This window comes from Parasphingomonas frigoris (assembly GCF_036663815.1).
GTDB lineage: Bacteria > Pseudomonadota > Alphaproteobacteria > Sphingomonadales > Sphingomonadaceae > Sphingomonas.
The window spans coordinates 69,203-89,437 of the sequence record NZ_JAXOJQ010000002.1; the positions used below are offsets into that span (position 1 = coordinate 69,203).

At 66.0% G+C, this 20,235-nt stretch carries 22 protein-coding genes; 13 read left to right on the plus strand and 9 right to left on the minus strand.

The genetic code is table 11. The annotated features are described in order from the left end of the window. The first annotated feature begins 71 nt into the window (after positions 1–71). From U1872_RS05555 to U1872_RS05570, 4 genes are all read left to right on the plus strand, one after another. Positions 72–2,399 carry an ATP-dependent helicase gene (locus U1872_RS05555; RefSeq protein WP_332791900.1) on the plus strand — a complete coding sequence of 776 codons (2,328 nt, stop codon included), beginning with the start codon at positions 72–74 and terminating at the stop codon, positions 2,397–2,399. 288 nt (positions 2,400–2,687) lie between these two features. After that, on the plus strand, positions 2,688–3,038 hold the full coding sequence (locus U1872_RS05560; protein ID WP_332791901.1) for a DUF3147 family protein: 351 nt from the start codon (positions 2,688–2,690) through the stop codon (positions 3,036–3,038). Between the two features lie 122 nt (positions 3,039–3,160). After that, positions 3,161–3,403, plus strand: a complete 243-nt coding sequence (locus tag U1872_RS05565; RefSeq protein ID WP_332791902.1) for a hypothetical protein — start codon at positions 3,161–3,163, stop codon at positions 3,401–3,403. Between the two features lie 173 nt (positions 3,404–3,576). Continuing rightward, positions 3,577–4,548 (plus strand): phosphatase PAP2 family protein, encoded by a 972-nt coding sequence (locus U1872_RS05570; RefSeq protein WP_332791903.1) that lies wholly within the window; start codon positions 3,577–3,579, stop codon positions 4,546–4,548. 17 nt (positions 4,549–4,565) lie between these two features. Here U1872_RS05570 and U1872_RS05575 read toward each other — a convergent pair whose 3' ends face one another. Beyond that, on the minus strand, positions 4,566–4,874 hold the full coding sequence (locus U1872_RS05575) for a hypothetical protein (protein ID WP_332791904.1): 309 nt from the start codon (positions 4,872–4,874) through the stop codon (positions 4,566–4,568). A gap of 243 nt (positions 4,875–5,117) precedes the next feature. On the opposite strand from U1872_RS05575, the gene U1872_RS05580 reads away from it, so the two are divergent. After that, on the plus strand, positions 5,118–5,504 hold the full coding sequence (locus U1872_RS05580) for a cupin domain-containing protein (RefSeq protein ID WP_332791905.1): 387 nt from the start codon (positions 5,118–5,120) through the stop codon (positions 5,502–5,504). Further along, on the plus strand, positions 5,501–6,916 hold the full coding sequence (locus tag U1872_RS05585; protein ID WP_332791906.1) for an MFS transporter: 1,416 nt from the start codon (positions 5,501–5,503) through the stop codon (positions 6,914–6,916). Before U1872_RS05580 ends, U1872_RS05585 begins: the two co-directional genes overlap by 4 nt. Positions 6,917–6,987: 71 nt before the next feature. On the opposite strand, the gene U1872_RS05590 is transcribed toward U1872_RS05585, so the two are convergent. Further along, entirely contained in the window at positions 6,988–8,724 is a 1,737-nt protein-coding gene (locus U1872_RS05590; protein ID WP_332791907.1) for a DUF885 domain-containing protein, read from the minus strand. Between the two features lie 118 nt (positions 8,725–8,842). On the opposite strand from U1872_RS05590, the gene U1872_RS05595 reads away from it, so the two are divergent. Then, complete coding sequence (locus tag U1872_RS05595; RefSeq protein WP_332791908.1) at positions 8,843–9,667, plus strand: alpha/beta fold hydrolase; 825 nt, start codon at positions 8,843–8,845, stop codon at positions 9,665–9,667. A gap of 45 nt (positions 9,668–9,712) precedes the next feature. On the opposite strand, the gene U1872_RS05600 is transcribed toward U1872_RS05595, so the two are convergent. After that, the gene (locus tag U1872_RS05600; protein ID WP_332791909.1) at positions 9,713–10,000 is read right to left on the minus strand and encodes an FtsB family cell division protein; all 288 of its coding nucleotides are present in this window, start codon (positions 9,998–10,000) and stop codon (positions 9,713–9,715) included. A gap of 74 nt (positions 10,001–10,074) precedes the next feature. After that, positions 10,075–11,364 carry a phosphopyruvate hydratase gene (eno, locus tag U1872_RS05605; protein WP_332791910.1) on the minus strand — a complete coding sequence of 430 codons (1,290 nt, stop codon included), beginning with the start codon at positions 11,362–11,364 and terminating at the stop codon, positions 10,075–10,077. Between the two features lie 147 nt (positions 11,365–11,511). On the opposite strand from eno, the gene U1872_RS05610 reads away from it, so the two are divergent. The 5 genes from U1872_RS05610 (at position 11,512) to U1872_RS05630 (ending at position 13,476) form a co-directional block, all read left to right on the plus strand. Next, entirely contained in the window at positions 11,512–11,994 is a 483-nt protein-coding gene (locus tag U1872_RS05610; protein ID WP_332791911.1) for a hypothetical protein, read from the plus strand. Positions 11,995–12,061: 67 nt separating this feature from the next. Continuing rightward, entirely contained in the window at positions 12,062–12,376 is a 315-nt protein-coding gene (locus U1872_RS05615; protein ID WP_332791912.1) for a phage holin family protein, read from the plus strand. Next, entirely contained in the window at positions 12,373–12,663 is a 291-nt protein-coding gene (locus tag U1872_RS05620; protein WP_332791913.1) for a DUF3618 domain-containing protein, read from the plus strand. The genes U1872_RS05615 and U1872_RS05620 overlap by 4 nt, the downstream gene beginning before the upstream one ends. A 30-nt stretch (positions 12,664–12,693) precedes the next feature. After that, entirely contained in the window at positions 12,694–13,167 is a 474-nt protein-coding gene (locus tag U1872_RS05625; protein WP_332791914.1) for a hypothetical protein, read from the plus strand. Between the two features lie 81 nt (positions 13,168–13,248). Further along, positions 13,249–13,476, plus strand: coding sequence for a DUF4170 domain-containing protein (locus U1872_RS05630; protein ID WP_332791915.1), 228 nt, complete (start codon positions 13,249–13,251; stop codon positions 13,474–13,476). Positions 13,477–13,617: 141 nt separating this feature from the next. Here the strand turns inward: U1872_RS05630 and greA are convergent, their stop codons facing one another. The 5 genes from greA to carA form a co-directional block, all read right to left on the minus strand. Beyond that, positions 13,618–14,094 (minus strand): transcription elongation factor GreA, encoded by a 477-nt coding sequence (gene greA, locus U1872_RS05635; protein WP_140851963.1) that lies wholly within the window; start codon positions 14,092–14,094, stop codon positions 13,618–13,620. Between the two features lie 81 nt (positions 14,095–14,175). After that, complete coding sequence (carB, locus tag U1872_RS05640) at positions 14,176–17,535, minus strand: carbamoyl-phosphate synthase large subunit (protein ID WP_332791916.1); 3,360 nt, start codon at positions 17,533–17,535, stop codon at positions 14,176–14,178. A gap of 1 nt (position 17,536) precedes the next feature. After that, positions 17,537–17,899, minus strand: coding sequence for a ribonuclease E inhibitor RraB (locus tag U1872_RS05645; RefSeq protein ID WP_140851961.1), 363 nt, complete (start codon positions 17,897–17,899; stop codon positions 17,537–17,539). Positions 17,900–17,951: 52 nt separating this feature from the next. Further along, complete coding sequence (locus U1872_RS05650) at positions 17,952–18,362, minus strand: hypothetical protein (RefSeq protein ID WP_332791917.1); 411 nt, start codon at positions 18,360–18,362, stop codon at positions 17,952–17,954. A 2-nt stretch (positions 18,363–18,364) separates the two neighbouring features. Beyond that, complete coding sequence (gene carA, locus U1872_RS05655; RefSeq protein WP_332791918.1) at positions 18,365–19,645, minus strand: glutamine-hydrolyzing carbamoyl-phosphate synthase small subunit; 1,281 nt, start codon at positions 19,643–19,645, stop codon at positions 18,365–18,367. 119 nt (positions 19,646–19,764) lie between these two features. Between carA and U1872_RS05660 the strand changes: the two genes are divergently transcribed. Continuing rightward, on the plus strand, positions 19,765–20,217 hold the full coding sequence (locus U1872_RS05660; protein WP_332791919.1) for a GatB/YqeY domain-containing protein: 453 nt from the start codon (positions 19,765–19,767) through the stop codon (positions 20,215–20,217). Positions 20,218–20,235 lie beyond the last annotated feature (18 nt).

Sequence of the window (20,235 nt, forward strand, 5' to 3'; positions counted from 1 at the left end):
GCGATGTTCGCCCCGACGCCATGACCAGAGCGGGGTTGCTCCGCCCCGCGCCGTTCCCTACCTGTTCACCGATGAGTCTTCCCGTTCCCCAGGACGCGCCCGCGCCCAACGATCCGCCCTATCTGCGCGGGCTCAATGCGCCGCAGCGTGATGCCGTGCTCACCACCGAGGGCCCCGTGCTCGTCCTGGCCGGTGCGGGCACCGGCAAGACCGCCGCGCTCACGGCGCGGCTCGCGCACCTGCTCAACACGCGCAAGGCGTGGCCGAGCGAGATCCTCAGCGTGACGTTCACCAACAAGGCCGCGCGCGAGATGCGCCACCGCGTCGGCATGCTCGTCGGCGACGTGGTCGAGGGGATGCCGTGGCTCGGCACCTTCCACGCGATCGGCGCGAAGATGCTGCGTCGCCATGCCGAGCTGGTCGGGCTGCAGAGCAATTTCACGATCCTCGACACTGACGATCAGCTGCGCCTGCTCAAGCAGCTGATCCAGGCCGCCGACCTCGACGAGAAGCGCTGGCCAGCCCGCTCGCTCGCCGGGCTGATCGACGGCTGGAAGAATAAGGGCCTCGTCCCCGCCCAGATCGATGCGGGCGAGAGCGAACTCTACGCCAACGGCCGCGGGCAGGAACTCTACGCCGCCTATCAGGCGCGCCTCGTAGCGCTCAACGCCTGCGATTTCGGCGACCTGCTGCTCCACATGCTCGTCATCCTGCAGCGCGACCGCGACGTGCTCGCCGACTATCAGCGCCGCTTCAAATATATCATGGTCGACGAGTATCAGGACACCAACAGCGTCCAGTATCTCTGGCTCCGGCTGCTCGCGCAGGAGCGCAAGAACATCGCCTGCGTCGGCGACGACGACCAGTCGATCTATTCGTGGCGCGGCGCGCAGGTCGAGAACATCCTCAAGTTCGAGAAGGATTTCCCGGGCGCGAAGATCATCCGGCTCGAGCAGAATTACCGCAGTACGCCGCACATCCTCGGCGCCGCCTCGGGCGTGATCGCCAACAATAGCGGCCGCCTCGGCAAGCAGCTCTGGACCGAGCTCGACGCGGGCGAGAAGGTCAAGGTCTTGGGCGTGTGGGACGGCCCCGAGGAAGCGCGCCGCGTCGGCGAGGAGATCGACACCTGCCAGCGCGCCGGCAAGTCGCTCGACGAGATCGCCATCCTCGTGCGCGCGCAGCACCAGACGCGCGAGTTCGAGGACCGCTTCATCGCGACCGGCATAAACTACCGCATCGTCGGCGGCTTCCGCTTTTACGAACGCGCCGAGATCCGCGACGCGCTCGCCTATCTGCGCGTCGTCGCACAGCCGGCGGACGATCTCGCCTTCGACCGCATCGTCAACGTCCCCAAGCGCGGCCTTGGCGACAAGGCGGTCGCCAAGATCCACCAGCTCGCGCGCGCGCAGAACGCCCCGCTCGTCACCGCCGCCGCGCGCCTCCTCGACACTGACGAGCTGAGCGGCGCGGCGCGCAAGTCGCTCGGCAATCTCGTGATCGACATGGCGCGCTGGCGTGCGCAGGTCACCGAGCTGCCGCATGGCGAGCTCGCGCGCATCATCCTCGACGAGAGCGGCTATACCGCCGCGCTTCAGGCCGAGAAATCGGTCGAGGCGGCCGGGCGGCTCGAGAACCTCACCGAACTCGTCCGAGCGATGGAGGAATATGAGACGCTCGGCGCCTTCCTCGAGCACGTCAGCCTCGTGATGGACAATGAGGCCGCCGCCGAGGAGCCCAAGGTCACGATCATGACGATCCACGCCGCCAAGGGCCTGGAGTACGACACGGTGTTCCTGGTCGGCTGGGAGGAAGGGCTGTTCCCGTCGCAGCGCTCGCTCGACGAGGGCGGCACCAAGAGCCTCGAGGAAGAACGCCGCCTCGCGTATGTCGCGATCACGCGCGCGCGGCGTCGTGCGATCATCCTCCACGCCGCCAATCGCCGAATCTACGGCCAATGGACCAGCAGCATCCCGAGCCGCTTCGTCGGCGAACTCCCGCCCGAGCATATCGAGGCCGAGTCGAGCATGGCCGGCGGCGAAAGCCTGTGGCGCGCCAACTGGTCCGAACGCGCCGACCCCTTCGCCGATGTCGCCCGCGGGACGGGCCGCGGCCCCGGCTGGCAACGCGCGGCGGGCGTCGACACCGTGAAGCCCGGCGGCGGCTACACCAGCCGCACCTTCTCGCGCGAACCCAGCCGCGTCCAGGAATCGCGCGCTTCGGCGATCAGCCTCGGCAACAAGGGCCGCGCCGACGTCGCGGTCGGGATGCGCGTCTTCCACCAGAAGTTCGGCTATGGCGCGATCGCCGAGATCGAGGGCAACAAGCTCGAGATCGATTTCGAGAGCGCCGGGCGCAAGCGGGTGATGGATTCGTTTGTCACGGTAGAGGCACCATAAGCGTCGCCCCGGCGAAGGCCGGGGCCGCTGGCCCGGGCGCGAGACGTTGAACCTGGGGCATCAGGTCGCCCGAAGGCAGCCGGCTGTCCTACACGACACCAACCGATTATGCCGCACGCAACTGCTCGCATCGGGCTCCTCAGAGCCCGTCGCGAGCCCCGCTGGAAACCTCGGAAGGACAAGCGCGATGGTGTGACTTTTGTGAGACTTTCCGCCCGACCGGACGCCACCCGGACTCTGCCGGCAGCCCCCTAGCCTTGCTGCCCGGCGCGGGGCATAGCGGCCGCTATGCTGTTTCTCACGCTCAAGGCGCTCATCTCGGGCATTCTCATCGCGCTCGCCTCCACGTTGGCCAAGCGCTACCCCGGCTTCGGCGCGCTGATCGCGTCGCTGCCGCTCGTGTCGGTGCTCGGCATGATCTGGCTGTGGGGCGAGAAGCCCGATGCGCCCAATATGGCCGCGCACGTCCAGTCGACCTTCTGGTTCATCCTGCCGTCGCTGCCGATGTTCCTCGTCATCCCCGCGCTGCTGCGCGCCGGGCTGGGGTTCTGGCCGGCGCTCGGGCTCGGCTGCGCGCTGACGATCGCGCTGTATTTCGCGATGCTCGCGCTCGCGCCGCGGCTCGGCATCGCGCTGTAGCGCCGGACTCTGCCCTGCCCCCCAAACCTGTACCTAAGCCGACCAATGCATTCAGCAACCATCGCAGCGGCGGGGCGTATCCCCATGGGCAAGCCCGATTTCCGGGCCGGAAGGACAGGACCATGAAACTCACGCATCTGATCGCCGCCGGGCTGATGATCGCCGGCATCGGCGTCTCGTCGACCGCCGCCTCGGCGCAGGGCCGACACGACGACCGCCGCTACGAACAGCGCGATCATCGCGGCGACCGCGGCTGGCATGGCGATCGCCGCTACAACGATCGCGGCCGGCATCGCGGCTGGAACAACCATCGTCGCTGCCGGACCGAATGGCGCCACCATCGTCGCATGACGATCTGCCGCTGAGCTCACATCGCCGGGGATGGGCGCGCCCGCGCCTCTCCCCGGCCCGTTCCGCCCTTTGTGGCGCAATGTAATCTGGACGTCACACAGTCTTCACGCCATGGTGGCTATTCGGAAATTTCCGGATTCAACCAGGCGACGATCGGGAAAATCGTCTTCGCAAACAGGCGTATCCCGTGTCCCTACCGACCACGTCTCCCTTCACGCTCACCGCGCCGCTCTATCCCGGCAGCGTAGCCCAACGCGGGCTGATCCCCGGCGGCTGGGTCGCGATCGGCTTTGCGCTGAGCGTCCTGTGCGTAGCCGCCTTGCTCTACGACGCCGCCATCATCGTCGATCCGTGGGCGCCGGCGACCTGGCTGTTCGCCGGCGCCTTTGCGGTCCTCGCCACGGTGCGTTTCGGCCTGCGCGATCCGGTGACCGCAGGCCAGCGTGTTGCGCGCGATCTCGCCGAATCGGTCGGTTTGTTCATGGGGGTCGGGCTGCTCGGCGCGGTCGCGACCTATCCGCTCGCCGCAGACACGCGCGGGTCGATCGATCCGCTGCTGCAACAGATCGACCAGGCGCTGCGCTTCGACTGGCTCGCGCTCTACACGACCGTCGCCGAGCATCGCTCGCTGCAATTGCTCGGCACCGCGGCGTATCAGAGCATCTTCGTCACGCCTGCGCTGATCCTCGGCTATTGCGCCTGGTCGGACCGGCGCGCCGAGGCGCGGGGGTTCCTGGTGACCTTCTGGCTGGCAGCGATCGTCTCGCTGGTGCTGTTCCGCTACATGCCGGCGTTCGGGCCGCTCGCCACGCTGTGGCACGGTCCCGTCCCCTATCTGCCCGAGAGCGGCCTCTACGAAGCCGACCTGCTCCCCGCGCTGCGCGACCACACGCTGCGCGAGATCGAGCTCGGGACACTGCGTGGGCTGGTCTCGGCGCCGAGCTTCCATACCGTGAGCGCGGTGCTCTACATCGCGGCGGGTTGGCGGATCGCGCGGCTGCGCTGGACGGTGGTGGTGCTCAACGGCGCGATGCTGCTGTCGACGCCGATCGAGGGAACGCATTATCTGGCGGACATGCTCGCCGGTGCGACGGTCGCCTTTGGCGCGCTCGTCGTCGTCGGGATCTTGCGCCGCACCCTGGCGGCGCGCGGGCGCTAGCAGCGCCCGCGGCGCGGTCAGGCCTCGACCGCCATCAGCGCGGCGTCGCTATATTTGGGGTCGTTCGCCGCGAACAGCGGGTTGGCGTTGAAATTGCGCTCGGTCAGCCCGACGCCGTTGAGGCCGGCGAGCTTGAACGTGCCGAGCTTGACCTCCTTGGGCGGCTTGCCGTCGCGCTCGACCACCACGCCATCGACGAACAGATCGTCATGCCGTGTGTAGATGATATGCGGCGCCAGCATGATGTCGGTGCGGTTGTAGGTCGCCCGCAGGCAGCGCTTGCGGACGATCGCTTCGAAGACGGTGGGGACGGGTCCGGTCGGCATGACGGCTTCACCCTGTTCGATAGGAGATTTCATAACATCGCTGTATCAAAAATGGTGCAGCGCAGCAAGGAACGATCGCGAAACGGAATGTTTCCCTCGCTCGGACGTGATTGCACCAATATCGCCGCGCGCCGCGACCAGGCGGTGCGCGGCATGGACAAGCCGCGGCATCGTCCATACGTGCGGTTCGTACGCCCCGCGTTACGGCCGGCGGCGCGCGCCATCCGACTCGCAGGTCCCGTCATGTCCCATCCGCTGATCGCCGCGCTCGACCTGTCGCCCCATCCGGAGGGCGGCTGGTATCGTGAGACGCTGCGCCAGCCTTCGCCCGACGGCGGCCGCGGGCTGGCGACCGTGATCCTGTTCCTGCTCGAGGATGGTCAGCGCTCGCACTGGCACCGCGTCGACGCGACCGAGGTCTGGCTGTGGCATGCCGGTTCGCCCTTGACGTTGGCGATCGACCGGTCGGAACATCTGCTGTCAGGCGAGAGCCCGCAGGCGATCGTCCCGCCCAATGCCTGGCAATCGGCCGACGCGCGGCGTGGCTGGGCGCTGGTCAGCTGCGTCGTCACGCCGGCGTTCGACTTCGCCGGCTTTGACCTCGCCCCGCCGGGATGGAGCCCGCAATGACCGACGATTCCCCTGCCGCTTCCGACGGGCTCCCCCTCCCCCGCCGCTATTTCGCGATCGCGGCGATGTCGTTCGGCACTGCGCTGGTGATCATCGACGGCGGCGTCGCCAATGTCGCGCTGCCGACGATCGCCCGCGACCTGCACGTCGAGCAGAGCTCGGTGGTCGCGGTGGTGACGATCTACCAGGTGATGCTGGTGATGCTGATGCTGCCCTTCTCGGGGCTTGGCGAACGCGTCGGGCTCAAGCGGATCTACCAAGGCGGGCAATTGCTCTTCACCATCGCCACGCTGCTGTGCTTCTTCGCCAAGAGCCTGCCCTTCCTGCTGATCGTCCGCGCGGTGCAGGCGATCGGCGCAGCCGGCGTGCTGAGCGTCGCCTCGGCGCTAATCCGGCAGGTTTATCCCGCCAACCAGCTCGGGCGCGGCCTTGGCGTCAATTCGGTCGTCGTCAGCAGCGCAGCGGCGGCCGCCCCGACGATCGGCGGACTCGTGCTGTCGGTCGCGCCGTGGCCGTGGGTGTTCGCCAGCGCGATCCCGTTCGCGGTCGCCAGCCTCGTACTCGGCAGCGCGATCCCCGATCCCAAGCCGCGGGCATCGACCTTCGACGTGATCGGCGCGGTGATGTGCGCGGCGATGTTCGGGCTGATCATCGGCGGGCTCGAGACGATGGTGCATGGCGACAGCCCGGTGGTGTCGGCGGCGATCGTGCTGCTCGGCATCGTCATCGGCTATTTCTTCGTCCGGCGCGAGAAAGGGGAGACCGATCCGATCCTGCCGATCGACCTGCTCGCACGGCCCGTCATCGCTTTGTCGGCGCTCGGCGGGTTCGTGGCGTTCACCGCCTCGATGACGCTGCTCATCTCGACTCCGTTCCGGCTGCATGCGCTGGGGTTCAGCGCAGCGGCGATCGGCGCTGCGATCGCACCGTGGCCGCTGACCAACATGGTCGTCGCGCCTCTGTCCGGCTTCCTGTCGGACCGCGTTCCGGCGGGGATCCTCGGCGGGATCGGCATGGTCGTGTCGATCTGCGCGCTGCTGCTGCTCGCCTTCATGCCGGCCGATCCGAGCTATTTCGACGTGGCGTGGCGCATGGCGCTATGCGGATCGGGGTTCGGGACCTTCCTGCCGCCCAACGCGCGGCTGGTGGTCGGCTCCGCGCCGCGCGAGCGCGCTGCCGCGGCGGGCGGGCTGGTGTCGACCGTGCGGCTTGCCGGGCAGACGACCGGCGCGACGGTCGTCGCCTTGCTGCTCGCGCTCGGCGTCGGCGAAGGGCTCGTGCCGCCGCTGGTCTCGGTCGGACTCGCGGTGATCGCCGGGCTGTGCAGCGTGGCACGCCTGCGCCCCTCGATCCGCAATCCGCAAGCGGCCGAGGTCGCCGGCGAGGTGCCGACGCTGAAACAGGCGCGCTGAATCTCGCCGCTTTTTCTTCCTTCTTCTTTTCTAACCCGGCCTCGCCGGGACGGACCAGCGAGAGGAAGGCGTCAGAACACCGCCTTCCCGTCGCCCCCCAGCATCGCCTGGCGCACCAACGGGATTGGCGGCCCGCCGTAGCGCAGGAACTGGTCGTGGAACGCCTTCCAGCTTGCGCGACCGCCATGCGTCGCGGTCCAGTCGGCGCGCAGCTTGCGGATCATCAGCTTGCCCATCGTGTAGTTGAGATAGGCCGGATCATACGTCCCCCGCGCCGACTGCTGCTTGGCGTTGCCGGCGTCCTGATAGCATTGCTCCTGGAACATCTTGAGCGAGTCGGCCTGCGTCATCGTGCCGGTGTGCATCCCGATCGCCGAGAGATAGCGGCAGTTGCGCAGCAGCGCGTTCGACAGCTGGCCGATATGCGTTTCCGCATCCCCCTTATGGAGCCCCGCCTCCCACATCATTTCCTCAGAATAATGCGCCCACCCTTCCGCAAACGCATAGCCGACGAACAGCCGCCCGAAGATCGACGGCGAGGCGTTGGCATGGCGGAACTGCAGGAAATGCCCCGGCATCACCTCGTGCACCGTGGTGAACAGCAGGTCCATCTTGCCGGGAATAAAGCCGTCCTGCTCGGCCTTGCTCCACGCCGGGTCTGGCGGAGAGATGTAATAGACCGAGGGGATGCCCTTCTCGAACGGCCCGGGCGGATCGATGTACGCGCTGTTCTGGCGGTTATAGGGCGGGCTTTCCTCGACCAGCGCCTGTTCCTGGTCGGGGATCGTCACGATCTGGTTGGCGGTGACGAAGGCGCGCAGTTCGGGGATCTGCTTACGCGCCTCGGCGACGGGATCGTTATTGGCGGGCTTGTTGGCGTTCATCTTCGCCATGCACGCCGGGATCGTCGCACCGGGCGCATAGCTCGCGCACGCCTCGGCGAGCGCCTTCTGGTTACGCAGCAGATCGGCCTTGCCCGCCGCCTCGAGCGTGGCGAGCGGCACGTCGACGCCTTCGGTCAACTTGACCATCCGCGAGAAGCGATCGGGCCCGAGCGCGAAGTCCTGCGTCGCAGTACCGCGCTGGCTCTCCACCCAGGCACCGAGATCGTGCATCGCCTTCGACGCGGCCACGGCGGCCTTGTCGAACTCCTCCTGCAGCGCAGGACTCTTCACCTCCGCAAACGCCTTCTTCGCGTCACCTGTGTAGTAATCGCCAAAGCCGTTGAACGCCGCGACGCCGAAATTGACGTAGCTCAGCGGCATCGGCGTCTTCAGGTTGGCCTTGATCTGCGCCGTCGCGTCGGGGATCTTGCGCAGGAAGGTGACCATCGCGCGCATCCGCGTCGGCGCATCGGCATAGTTGCGCGCGATATAGACGTTGGGATCGAGCCCGGCGTTCACGTACCAGGCCGGGTTCTTGTGCGGAAAATCGGCATCCTCGAGCCAGAACAGTTTGCCCGAGGCGACGACCACCAGATAGTCGCGCTCGAACGCTTCGTCCTTGGTCAGCTTGGTCGCATCGAATGCTTTCGCCTTGGCGATCGCCTCGCGGAAGAAATCGCCCTGCCGTTTGAGCCCGCCCGGCGTCCAGTCGCCCAAGCCGCCGTCGAAATCATGCCGCCCCTGATAGACCGCATCGGCCGGCGAGATCTTGAACCAATCCTCGATGAAGGTGTCGCGGAAGCTCTTCCAGTCGGTCGTCGGCAACGCGGCGAGCGGCGCCATCGTGCCCCTCGGCTCGGCCGACTGCGCCGAACACGACATCAGCGCCAAACCCGCAATTCCCGCCAGCAAACCCTTTCGCATACCCATCCTTTGATTCGTTGGTCGCGCGAAGCTGGCAGCTTGTGGCGGATCGCGCCACCCCTGCGGAACGCCCCGCGCCGACCGTCGTTGGACCAAACGACACGCAAAGGAACGCCCCATGCCGTATATCAAGACCCGCGATGGTACCGATCTCTACGTCAAGGATTGGGGCAGCGGCCGTCCGGTCGTCCTCATCCACGGCTGGCCGCTCAGCTCGGACAGCTGGGACGCACAGGCGATGGCGCTCGCCGATGCGGGTTTCCGCGCGATCGCCTATGACCGCCGCGGCTTCGGGCGGTCGAGCCAGCCGTGGAGCGGCTATGATTACGACACGCTGACCGACGATCTCGCCGAAGTGCTCGAGCAGACCGGCGCGACCGAGGATGCGACGCTGGTCGGCTTCTCGATGGGCGGCGGCGAGGTCGCACGCTACATGAGCCGGCACGAGGGCAAGGGCGTCGTTGCGGCAGGGCTGATCTCGTCGGTCGTGCCCTACATGCTCAAGACCGAGGACAATCCCAACGGCGTCCCCGAAGAACAGCTCGCGAGCATCGGCGAGGGGATCCAGAAGGATCGCTACGGCTTCTTCCAGACCTTCCTCAAGCAGTTCTTGGGCGTCGGATTCATCTCGTCGCCGGTGAGCAGCGAGACGGTCGACTGGGCGTGGAACCAGACCAACCTCGCCGGGCTCAAGCCGATCCTGGCGTGCGCGCAGTCGTTCGGCCACACCGACTTCCGCGGCGACCTGCCGGCGTTCCGCGTTCCGACGCTGATCGTCCACGGGACCAGCGACCAGACCGTCCCGATCGACGCGACCGGGCGTGAAGCCGCCAAGGGAATTTCGGGTTCGCAGCTGGTCGAATATGACGGCGCGCCGCACGGCCTGACGATCACCGAGAGCGATCGCTTCACCAACGACCTGCTGACGTTCTTGGGGAAATAAGCTGCCCGTAAGCCCCTCCCTTCAGGGGAGGGGCTTCACGATAGCTCACTTGCCGAGCGGGACGATCATCTCATCCTGATGCGCCACGCCAAGATCCTTGCGGGCCAACTCGTCGACCAAATCAGGATCGGCATGCCGCGGGTCGAGCAGGTCGACGCGGTTCTTCAACTCGGCCCGGCTGCGGTCAAGCATCGCGAGTTCGCGCTGCTTGACCGCCAGCTGGCGCTCGACGTCGCCATACGCCAAGGCCCCGTTCGGCCCGAAGATCGCATAGCCGCCGAAGAAGACGCCGACGATCAGCAAGGCCGCCGGAGCCATCGCGCGACGCAACATCGTGCGTAGGGTTGAACGCTTCTTTACCACGATCCCGACACTGACTCATCGCGACTCGTGGATCAAGCCTGTATTTACCACAGGCTGATCTCACGCAGGATCGACCGTCCCGCATACACGCCCGCGCCTTCCAGCTCCTCCTCGATCCGGATCAGCTGATTGTATTTGGCGAGCCGGTCGGACCGCGCGAGGCTGCCGGTCTTGATCTGCCCGCAATTCGTCGCGACTGCCAGATCGGCGATGGTCGAATCCTCGGTTTCGCCCGAACGATGCGACATCACGGCGGTGTAGCCCGCACGCTGCGCCATCGACACGGCTTCCAACGTCTCGGTCAGCGTACCGATCTGGTTGACCTTGACCAGCAGCGAATTCGCCGTGGCCGATTGGATGCCATGCTTCAGTCGGCTGGTGTTGGTCACGAACAGATCGTCGCCGACGAGCTGGACCTTGTTGCCGACCAAATCGGTGAGCGCCTTCCAGCCCTCCCAATCGTCCTCGGCCATCCCGTCCTCGATCGAGAAGATCGGATAGCGGCGCGTGAGATCTGCGAGATATTCGGCCATTTCGTGGCTGGAGAGGCTCTTGCCCTCGCCCGAAATCTCATACTTGCCGTTCTTGTAGAACTCGGTCGCAGCGCAATCGAGCGCCAACATCACGTCGTCACCCGGCGTGTAGCCGGCAGTTTCGATCGAGCGCAGGATGAATTCGATCGCTTCGTTCGTCGAGGCGATGTTGGGGGCAAAGCCGCCTTCGTCGCCGACCGACGTCGCCAGACCCTTGTCGTGCAACGCCTTCTTGAGCGTGTGGAAGATTTCCGACCCGCAGCGGACCGCCTCGATCATCGATGTCGCACCGACCGGCACGATCATGAATTCCTGGAAGTCGATCGGGTTGTCGGCATGTTCGCCGCCGTTGATGATGTTCATCATCGGCACCGGCAGGACGTGCGCCGAAACGCCACCGACATAGCGATAGAGCGGCAACGTGCGCGCATCGGCCGCGGCCTTGGCGACCGCAAGGCTGACGCCTAGGATCGCGTTGGCGCCAAGGCGGCCCTTATTCTCGGTGCCGTCGAGCTCGATCATCACCTGGTCGATCTCGCGCTGGTCCTCGGCCTCGAGGCCCATCACCGCGTCGGCAATCTCGCCGTTGACGCCGTCGATCGCGTCCTCGACGCCCTTGCCGCCCCAGCGGCTCTTGTCGCCGTCGCGTTTTTCGACCGCTTCGTGCGCGCCGGTCGAGGCGCCCGACGGGACAGCTGCGCGGCCGAAGCTGCCATCCTCGAGCATGACATCGACTTCGACGGTCGGATTGCCGCGGCTGTCGAGGATCGTGCGGGCATGAATGTCGATGATTGCGGTCACGGAACGATCCTTCTAACGATATGACGAGCGGTTCGCGCGTGCCTCTACCGGCTAACGCGCGCCGCGGCAATTCGCGCGGGGCCGATGGAACCGCCCGATGCGCTGGCCGGTTATCGTGTTTCGACATTTCAATGAAGGGCGCTTGCCATGGCTACCACTCCAGATTCGACCGCAGCAGCACACGAGCATCTCGATGCCGCCGCAGATGCCGCGAAGACGGCGACGGACGAGACGGTCAAGGCGACCACCACTGCGGCGCAGTTGCTCAAGGACAGTGCGACCAAGCTCGGCCAGGAAGCCGTCGACCGCGCCAAGAGCTATGCCGAGGACGGCAAGGCACGCGCCGGTGGTGCGCTCGACGAAGTCGTCAAGATGATCAACGACGCGGCCGGCACGGTCGACGAAAAGCTCGGCGAGCAATATGGTCAATATGCCCGCTCCGCCGCGGACCGGGTCGCCGGTTTCTCGGAAGGGCTCAAGGCCAAGGAACTCGACGATTTGATCGAAGACGCGCGCGGTTTCGTCCAGAAGAGCCCGGCAATCGCGATCGGCACCGCTGCCGCGCTCGGTTTCGTCCTCGTCCGCCTGCTCCAGTCGGGGCTGTCGGCCGACCGCGACGGCAAGGCCTGATCCGGATATTCGGGGGGCACCGATGAGCGACATCCTACGCGACGGTCCGGTAGCGGACGATACCATCGTGACCCTGCTCGCGCGCGCCGTACGCGACGCCGAGCAGGTCGCACGCAGCGAGATCGATTTGCAGAAGGCGCGCTTGGGCGCAAAGGTCGACGCTGCCAAGACGGGCGTCGGGCTGCTGCTGGGTGCCGCACTGTTCGGCTCGCTGGCAGCGGTCGCCCTCGTGGTTGGCACGTTGTTGATTCTCACCCCGTTGCTCGGACCGCTCGCCGCGACGGCGATTGTTGCGGGCGTGCTGCTCGTGCTGGCGGTGCTGCTCGGCCTGCTCGGCGCGCAGCACTTCAAGCGGGTGTTTGGTACGAGAGCGGCCGCATGAGCGAGACCAAGCTGGCCCTGGCGCAAGCTCGCGCCGACGCCGCCCGCGCACAGCTTTCGACGACGATCAGCGCACTCCAGCACCGCACAAGCCCGCAGGTGCTCGCGCAGGACGTCGCCGATACGATCAGGGAGCGCAGCATGGACGCGCTGTCGGGCGCGGTCGAAACGGCGCGGCGCCGCCCTGTGCCGACCGGAATCGGCGTCGCGCTGGTCGGCCTGTTCCTCGCGCGCGGCCCGATCGCGAAGAGCTTGCGGCGTGCAACCCATTCGAAATCCAAGAGTTAGCAGATCAAACCCCGAGTCGAGGATTGCGCTATGGCCGACACACCTTCCTACTCCAGCGGAAAGACCACTCCCGCTACCGTCGCTTCCAAGCGGTCGGCGGTGCGCAACAGCGCATCGACCGCGCTCGAGACGACCGGCACGACCGTCCGCAGCGCTGCCGACAAGGCCGTCGCGAGCATCGAGGCCAACCCGCTCTCCGCGCTGGTCGGTGGGCTTGCGATCGGTGCGCTCGCCGGATCGTTGGTGCCGCGCACCGCACAGGAGGCGAATTTGCTGGCGCCGGTCGGCAAGCGCTTGAGCGAGACGGCCCGCGGCGCGGTCGACGCGGCGAAGCAGACCGCCAAGTCGGAATTCGACGTGCTCGGCCTGTCGCGCGATGCCGCCCGCGGTCAGGTCTCGAGGGTGCTCGAGGGCGTGCTGAAGGCGGTGTCGACCGCGGGCGTGGCAGCGCTTGCCGCCGCAAACGACAAGGCTGCCGCGAAAAAGGCCACCGTCACCGAATAATCGAACGTTGGCGGTTTGCGAAGGCGTGGTTGGCGACTAGGGACAGTCGAGAACCACGCCTTTTTTTTCGGGACACCGCACATGAGCAAGCTCCATCTCGTTTTCGGCGGCCGCGTCGCTGATCCGCGCACGCTCGATTTCGACGATCTGTCGTCGATCGATATCGTCGGGGTGTTCCCGGACTATGCCAGTGCAGAAAAAGCATGGCGCGCGGCCGCGCAGCGCACGGTCGACGATGCCGAGATGAAGTATGTCGTGGTGCATCTGCACCGGCTGCTGCAGCCTGATCTGCTCGCACCGGGCGTGTGATTAAACTCCCTCTCCCGCTTGCGGGAGAGGGGCAGACGCCGAAAGCGGCGCGGGGTGAGGGCAGTGCGGGTCGCGCACTGCCCTCACCCGACCTCGCTCCGCTCGGCCACCTTCTCCCGCAAGCGGGAGAGGGACATTACATTAGATAAATTCGATCTTGGAGACGACGTAGTAACGGTCGCCCGACGGCACCGTCACTTCGACTTCGTCCTCGAGCTTGCGCCCGATCAGCGCGCGGCCGAGCGGCGAATTGTACGAGATGCGACCACCCTTGGCGTCGGCCTCGGTCTGGCCGACGATCTGATAGGTGATCGGCTTGTCGTCCTCATCGAGCAGCGTCACGGTCGCGCCGAACACCACCTTGTCGCCCGACAGATCCTTGGGATCGATGACTTGCGCACGCGCGAGCTTGTCCTCGATGTCGCTGATCGAGGCTTCGATCTGGCCCTGGCGTTCCTTGGCGGCGTGATATTCGGCATTCTCCGAGAGATCGCCGTGCGCACGGGCTTCCTCGATCGCGTCGACGATGGTCGGACGCTCCGCCTTAAGCCGTTTCAGATCCGCATTGAGCCGATCATGGCCCTCTTGCAGCATCGGCATCTTTTCGACGGTAGCCATCCCTCTTCGTCCTTCGTCTTCAAAATTCCCCGGTTGGCCGGCCCCGCTGGACCCGCCCGCACGATCTTATGATGTGGGGAATTAACTGTGCGAGTGGGAATAATAGGATTGCAGCGGTCGTACTTCAAGACTTCGTGTCGAAAGCGCGACGATTGCCTGTGCCGCCTCGACACTGGCGGGTGCCGTGGTGAAGTAGGGAATCTTCTGCGCGAGCGCCGATCCGCGGATCGGCGAACTGTCCTTGAGGCTCTGCCAGCCTTCGGTCGTGTTGAAGATCAGGTCGATCCCACCATCCTTGATCCGGTCGACGATATGCGGCCGGCCCTGCGCCACCTTGTTGACGCGCTCGACGGTAACACCGTGCTCGGTCAGGTAATCTGCCGTGCCCGAGGTCGCGACGATGGTGAAGCCGTGCGCGGCGAGTGCGCGGATGCCCGGCAGGATCACCGGCTTGTCGCCATCCTTGACGCTGACGAACAGCGCGCCGCTCTTGGGCAGCACGGTCCCTGCCCCCAGCTGCGACTTGGCGAAGGCGAGCGTGAAATCGGGATCGATTCCCATAACTTCGCCCGTGCTCTTCATTTCGGGCGACAGCACCGGATCGACGCCCGGGAAGCGGTTGAACGGGAACACCGCTTCCTTGACCGCATAATAGTCGATGTGGCGGTCGATCTTGGGCAGGTCGGCGAGCTTCTCGCCCGCCATCACGCGCGCAGCGATCTTGGCGATCGGTGCGCCGATCGCTTTCGCGACGAACGGCACGGTGCGCGAAGCGCGCGGGTTGACCTCGATAAGGTACACCAGCCCGTCCTTCACTGCGAACTGGATGTTCATCAGGCCGACCACCGACAGCGCCTTGGCGAGCGCGACGGTCTGGCGCTCGATCTCGGCGATGATCTCAGGCGAGAGCGAGTAAGGCGGGATCGAGCAGGCGCTGTCGCCGGAATGGACGCCGGCTTCCTCGATATGCTGGAGCACGCCGGCGACGGTCACGTCGGTGCCATCGGAGATCGCGTCGACATCGACCTCGATCGCGTCGCGCAGATACTGGTCGATGAGAACGGGCGACTCACCCGACACCTGCACCGCGGTCTGGATATATTCCTCAAGCTGCGGACGCCCGTCGACGATCTCCATCGCGCGCCCGCCGAGCACGTAGCTCGGCCGCATCAGCACCGGATAGCCGATCCGCTCGGCAGCGACGATCGCCTCCTCGCGGCTGCGCGCGAGGCCGTTGGCAGGCTGGCGCAGGCCGAGCTTATTGACGAGGGCCGCGAAACGCTCGCGGTCCTCGGCAAGATCGATCGCGTCGGGGCTGGTGCCGAGGATAGGGATCCCCGCATCCTGCAGCGCCTGCGCCAGGTTCAGCGGGGTCTGCCCGCCGAACTGGACGATCACACCGTGGAGCGTGCCGTTCGACATCTCGACATGCAGGATTTCGAGCACGTCCTCGGCGGTCAGCGGCTCGAAATAGAGCCGGTCGGAGGTGTCATAGTCGGTCGACACCGTCTCCGGGTTGCAGTTGACCATGATCGTCTCATAGCCCGCGTCGCCCAGCGCGAAGCACGCATGGCAGCAGCAATAGTCGAACTCGATCCCCTGCCCGATCCGGTTCGGACCGCCACCGAGGATGACGACCTTCTTGCGGTCGGTCGGCTGGCTCTCGCATTCGGGCTCGCCGAAGCTCGGCGCTTCGTAGGTCGAATACATATACGGCGTCTTGGCGTCGAACTCGGCCGCGCAAGTGTCGATCCGCTTGAACACCGGGCGCACGCCGAGCTTGTGGCGCGCGGCGCGCACCTCTGCCTCGGTCGTACCGCCGGTCATCATCTGAACGACGTCGTGGATCAGCCCGCCACGTGCGGTGCCGCGCTCGCGTAGGTTTGCGGACTTGAGCGCGAGATAGGCGAGCCGCTTGTCGCTGAAGCCCATCGACTTCAGGCGCCGCATCCCCGCCGCATCGCGCGGGAGGCCATCGGTGCAGACCTCATTCTCGGCCGCGACGATCTCGGCGATGCGTTCGAGGAACCACGGATCGTATTTGGCGAGCGCATGCACTTCGGCGACGGTGAAGCCCTCGCGCAGCGCCTGCGCCGCGACGAGCAGCCGGTCGGGGGTCGCAATCGACAGCGCCGCCTCGATCTCCTCGCGCGGGGCACCGGCGAGGCGATCGACGATGTTGAAGCCGCTCAGGCCCGTCTCGAGCCCGCGCAGGGCCTTCTGGAGGCTCTCATGGATGTTGCGGCCGATCGCCATCACTTCGCCGACCGACTTCATCGCGGTCGACAGCACGGCTTCGGCGCCCTTGAACTTCTCGAACGCGAAACGCGGTATCTTGGTGACGACGTAATCGATCGTCGGCTCGAACGACGCCGGCGTCGCGCCGGTAATGTCGTTGGTGATCTCGTCGAGCGTGTAGCCGACCGCCAGCTTGGCGGCGACCTTGGCGATCGGGAAGCCCGTCGCCTTCGACGCCAGCGCCGAGGAACGCGACACGCGTGGGTTCATCTCGATCACGATCAGGCGCCCGTCCTTGGGGTTGACCGCGAACTGCACGTTCGAGCCCCCGGTCTCGACGCCGATCTCGCGCAGGCACGCGATGCTCGCGTTGCGCATGATCTGATATTCCTTGTCGGTCAGCGTCAGCGCGGGTGCGACGGTGATCGAGTCGCCCGTATGGACGCCCATCGGATCGACATTCTCGATCGAGCAGATGATGATGCAATTGTCGGCGCGGTCGCGCACGACTTCCATCTCATATTCCTTCCAGCCGATCAGCGATTCCTCGATCAGCACCTCGGTGGTCGGCGAAAGGTCGAGCCCGCTGCGCACGATCGCGAGGAATTCCTCGCGATTGTAGGCGATGCCGCCGCCCGAACCGCCCATCGTGAAGCTTGGCCGTATGATCGCCGGCAGTCCGGTGCGCTCCAACCCGGCAAGCGCTTCCTCGACGGTGTGCGCGATCGCCGAGCGCGCGGATTCGAGACCGATCTTGGTCATCGCATCCTTGAACTTGAGCCGGTCCTCGGCCTTGTCGATCGCCTCGGCATCGGCGCCGATCATCTCGACATTGTATTTCGCGAGCGTGCCGTCGTTGAACAGCGCCAGCGCGGTGTTGAGCGCGGTCTGCCCGCCCATCGTCGGGAGCAGCGCCATCACGTCGTTCGGGCGCGCGGCGACTTCCTTGGCGATGATCTTCGCCACGATCTCGGGCGTGATCGGCTCGATATAGGTCGCGCCCTCGGCCTCGCTCCAGCCGACCAGCTCGGGGTCGGTCATGATCGTCGCCGGGTTCGAATTGACCAGGACGATGCGATAGCCCTCCTCGCGCAGCGCCTTGATCGCCTGCGTGCCCGAATAATCGAACTCGCACGCCTGGCCGATGACGATCGGCCCCGCGCCGATGACGAGGATGGTGTTGATGTCGGTGCGTTTTGGCATGTCAGCTAATCAGTCCGGTTTCGGCGGTGCAACCCCAGCCGTCATATTCCACGTCGTAGATCAGTTCGATCTGCAGGCAGCGCTTGGTCAGCGCGCGGATCGCGGCTTCGTCCGAGGTCTGCTCGCAGCCGAGGAAGAGGGAGATTTCACCCTCCTCATCCTCTTCGCGCTCGATCACTTCGAAGCCAAGTTCCTCTGCATCCTCTTCGAGCCGGTCGAGCGCTGGTTCGGAGCCGCGGAAGCTCACGTCCACGGCGCGGACGATATCCGAGCGGTCGCCATTCTCGGCGAGGCTGGCGAGCACCTCCTTGTCGGCGCTCCATTCTTCTTCGAGCCGGGCGGGATCGACGTCTGGGAGGGTCATGGTCTGGCTTTCACTGAAGCAAATTCGTTTGAAAAATCGCGATTACGCAACATCAGTTCGATCGGTTCGACGGAATGTGATCGTTGGCGACGTCAATGTCCCACCCGTCGTAGTCCACTGAGTCTTTCGCCGCCGCTGCACACATTTTCGGAACAGTGATGCGGACCCAATCGTCGCTCACCGCCGTAGTCGTCACAGCAAGCAATCGGCCGTTGGCTCTTTCACGAACCACATAGCCGAACCCTTCAATCACAGGGACCAAGGCACTGAGCTTCTTATCCGGGCCAAGAAACAGCTGCGAAATTTCTCGCGGCCGAGCGAGATCAAGGTTGGCCGCTTTCAGTTTCGCGATAACGTCCAAGCTCGGGTCGACCTTGCTCGCGATGCAGAAATCTGTCGGCTCGGCGAATACCGGCGTGGCCACGCTAAACGCTGCGAGCAGCGGTATCAGCCGACCCACCATTCTCACTTGGCCGTCTCCAACATCCCCACGAACTTCTCGAACAGATACAGGCTGTCCTGCGGGCCGGGGCTCGCCTCGGGGTGATATTGCACGCTGAAGGCGGGGCGGTCGGTCAGTTCGAGGCCGGCGTTCGAGCCGTCGAACAGCGAGACGTGCGTCTCGCGCACGCTCGCCGGCAGGCTCGCGCGTTCGACCGCGAAGCCGTGGTTCATCGAGGTGATCTCGACCGCGCCGTCGCTCAGGCGCTGCACCGGATGGTTGGCGCCGCGATGGCCCTGGAACATCTTGGTGGTGGTCGCGCCGACCGCGAGGCCGAGCAGCTGATGGCCGAGGCAAATGCCGAACAGCGGCTTGCCGGTTTCGAGCAGCTGGCGGATCACCGGCACGGCATAGATGCCGGTCGCGGCGGGGTCGCCGGGGCCGTTCGACAGGAAGATGCCGTCGGGGTTCAGCGCCATCACTTCGTCGAAGGTCGCGCCGGCGGGGACGACCGAGACGTCGGCACCGGCGGCGACGAGGTTGCGGAAGATGTTGCGCTTCGAACCATAGTCGATCGCGACGACGTGGGGGCGCCCCTTCTTGCTCCCCTCCCGCTCGCGGGAGGGGTTGGGGGAGGGACTGTCTTCTTCGGCAGGCGCTGCGTTTGCGGACAGGCCCTCCCCTAGCCCCTCCCGCAAGCGGGAGGGGGATTCCTCATACCCTGCGCCAAGATTCCACACGCCGCCGGCCCAGCCGTAATCCATCGCGGTGGACACTTCGATCGCAAGGTCCATCCCCTCCAACCCAGGCCACGCCTGCGCCATCGCCAGCAACGCCGGCACGTCGAACACGCCGTCCGCCGCATGCGCGATCACCGCGTTCGGCGCGCCGCCCGCGCGGATCCGCCGCGTCAAAGCACGCGTATCGACGCCCGAAAGCCCGATCCGCCCATGCTTGGCCATCCACGCATCGAGCCGCTCGACCGAGCGGAAGTTGCTCGGCCCCGTCACGTCCTCGCGCACGATCATGCCGAGCGCGTGGGGGTTGTCGGCCTCGACGTCGTCGGCATTGGCGCCGACATTGCCGATGTGAGGAAAGGTGAAGGTGACCATCTGCCCGGCAAAGCTCGGATCGGTCATGATCTCCTGATAGCCCGTCATCGCGGTGTGGAAGCACACCTCGCCGACCGCCGCCCCTTCCGCGCCGAAGCCACGGCCCCACACGACCTCGCCGCTGGAGAGCACCAGCACGCCGGTGGCGCCTTCAGGAGCCTTGGACGCGGTCGTAGGATAGGCGTCGGCCATTGCGGCGGGCACTCCGTGTTAATTGTCGATGTCGCTAAGGGGCGGGAACTAGAAGTGCGGGGGCGATGCGTCAATCGGATAAACCCGCTAGGGTCTCCGCCACACGAAAAGGACCCGTAATGATTCGCGACGACATCAAGGCTGCCCTCATCACTGCCATGAAGGGCGGCGACAAGGCGACCACCGCCACCCTCCGCCTCGTCCAGAGCGCGATCAAGAATCGCGACATCGAGGCGCGGACCGGCAAGGCGCCCGACGATGACGACGCGCTGGTGGTCGAAGTGCTGCAGAAGATGGTCAAGCAGCGCCGCGAGTCGATCGAGATGTTCGTCAAGGGCGGGCGTCAGGAGCTGGCCGATGGCGAAGCGGCCGAAGTCGCGGTGATCGAGCGCTTCCTGCAGACGCAGATGGACGAGGCCGCGACCGCAGCGGCGATCGAGGCGATCAAGGGTGAGCTGGGGGCGACAGGCATGAAGGATATGGGCCGCGTGATGGCCGAGCTGAAGGCGCGGCATGCTACGACGCTGGATATGAGCAAGGCGAGCGCGGCGGTGAAGGCGGCGCTTTCGTAAATGGACGAGCGCGGGCCC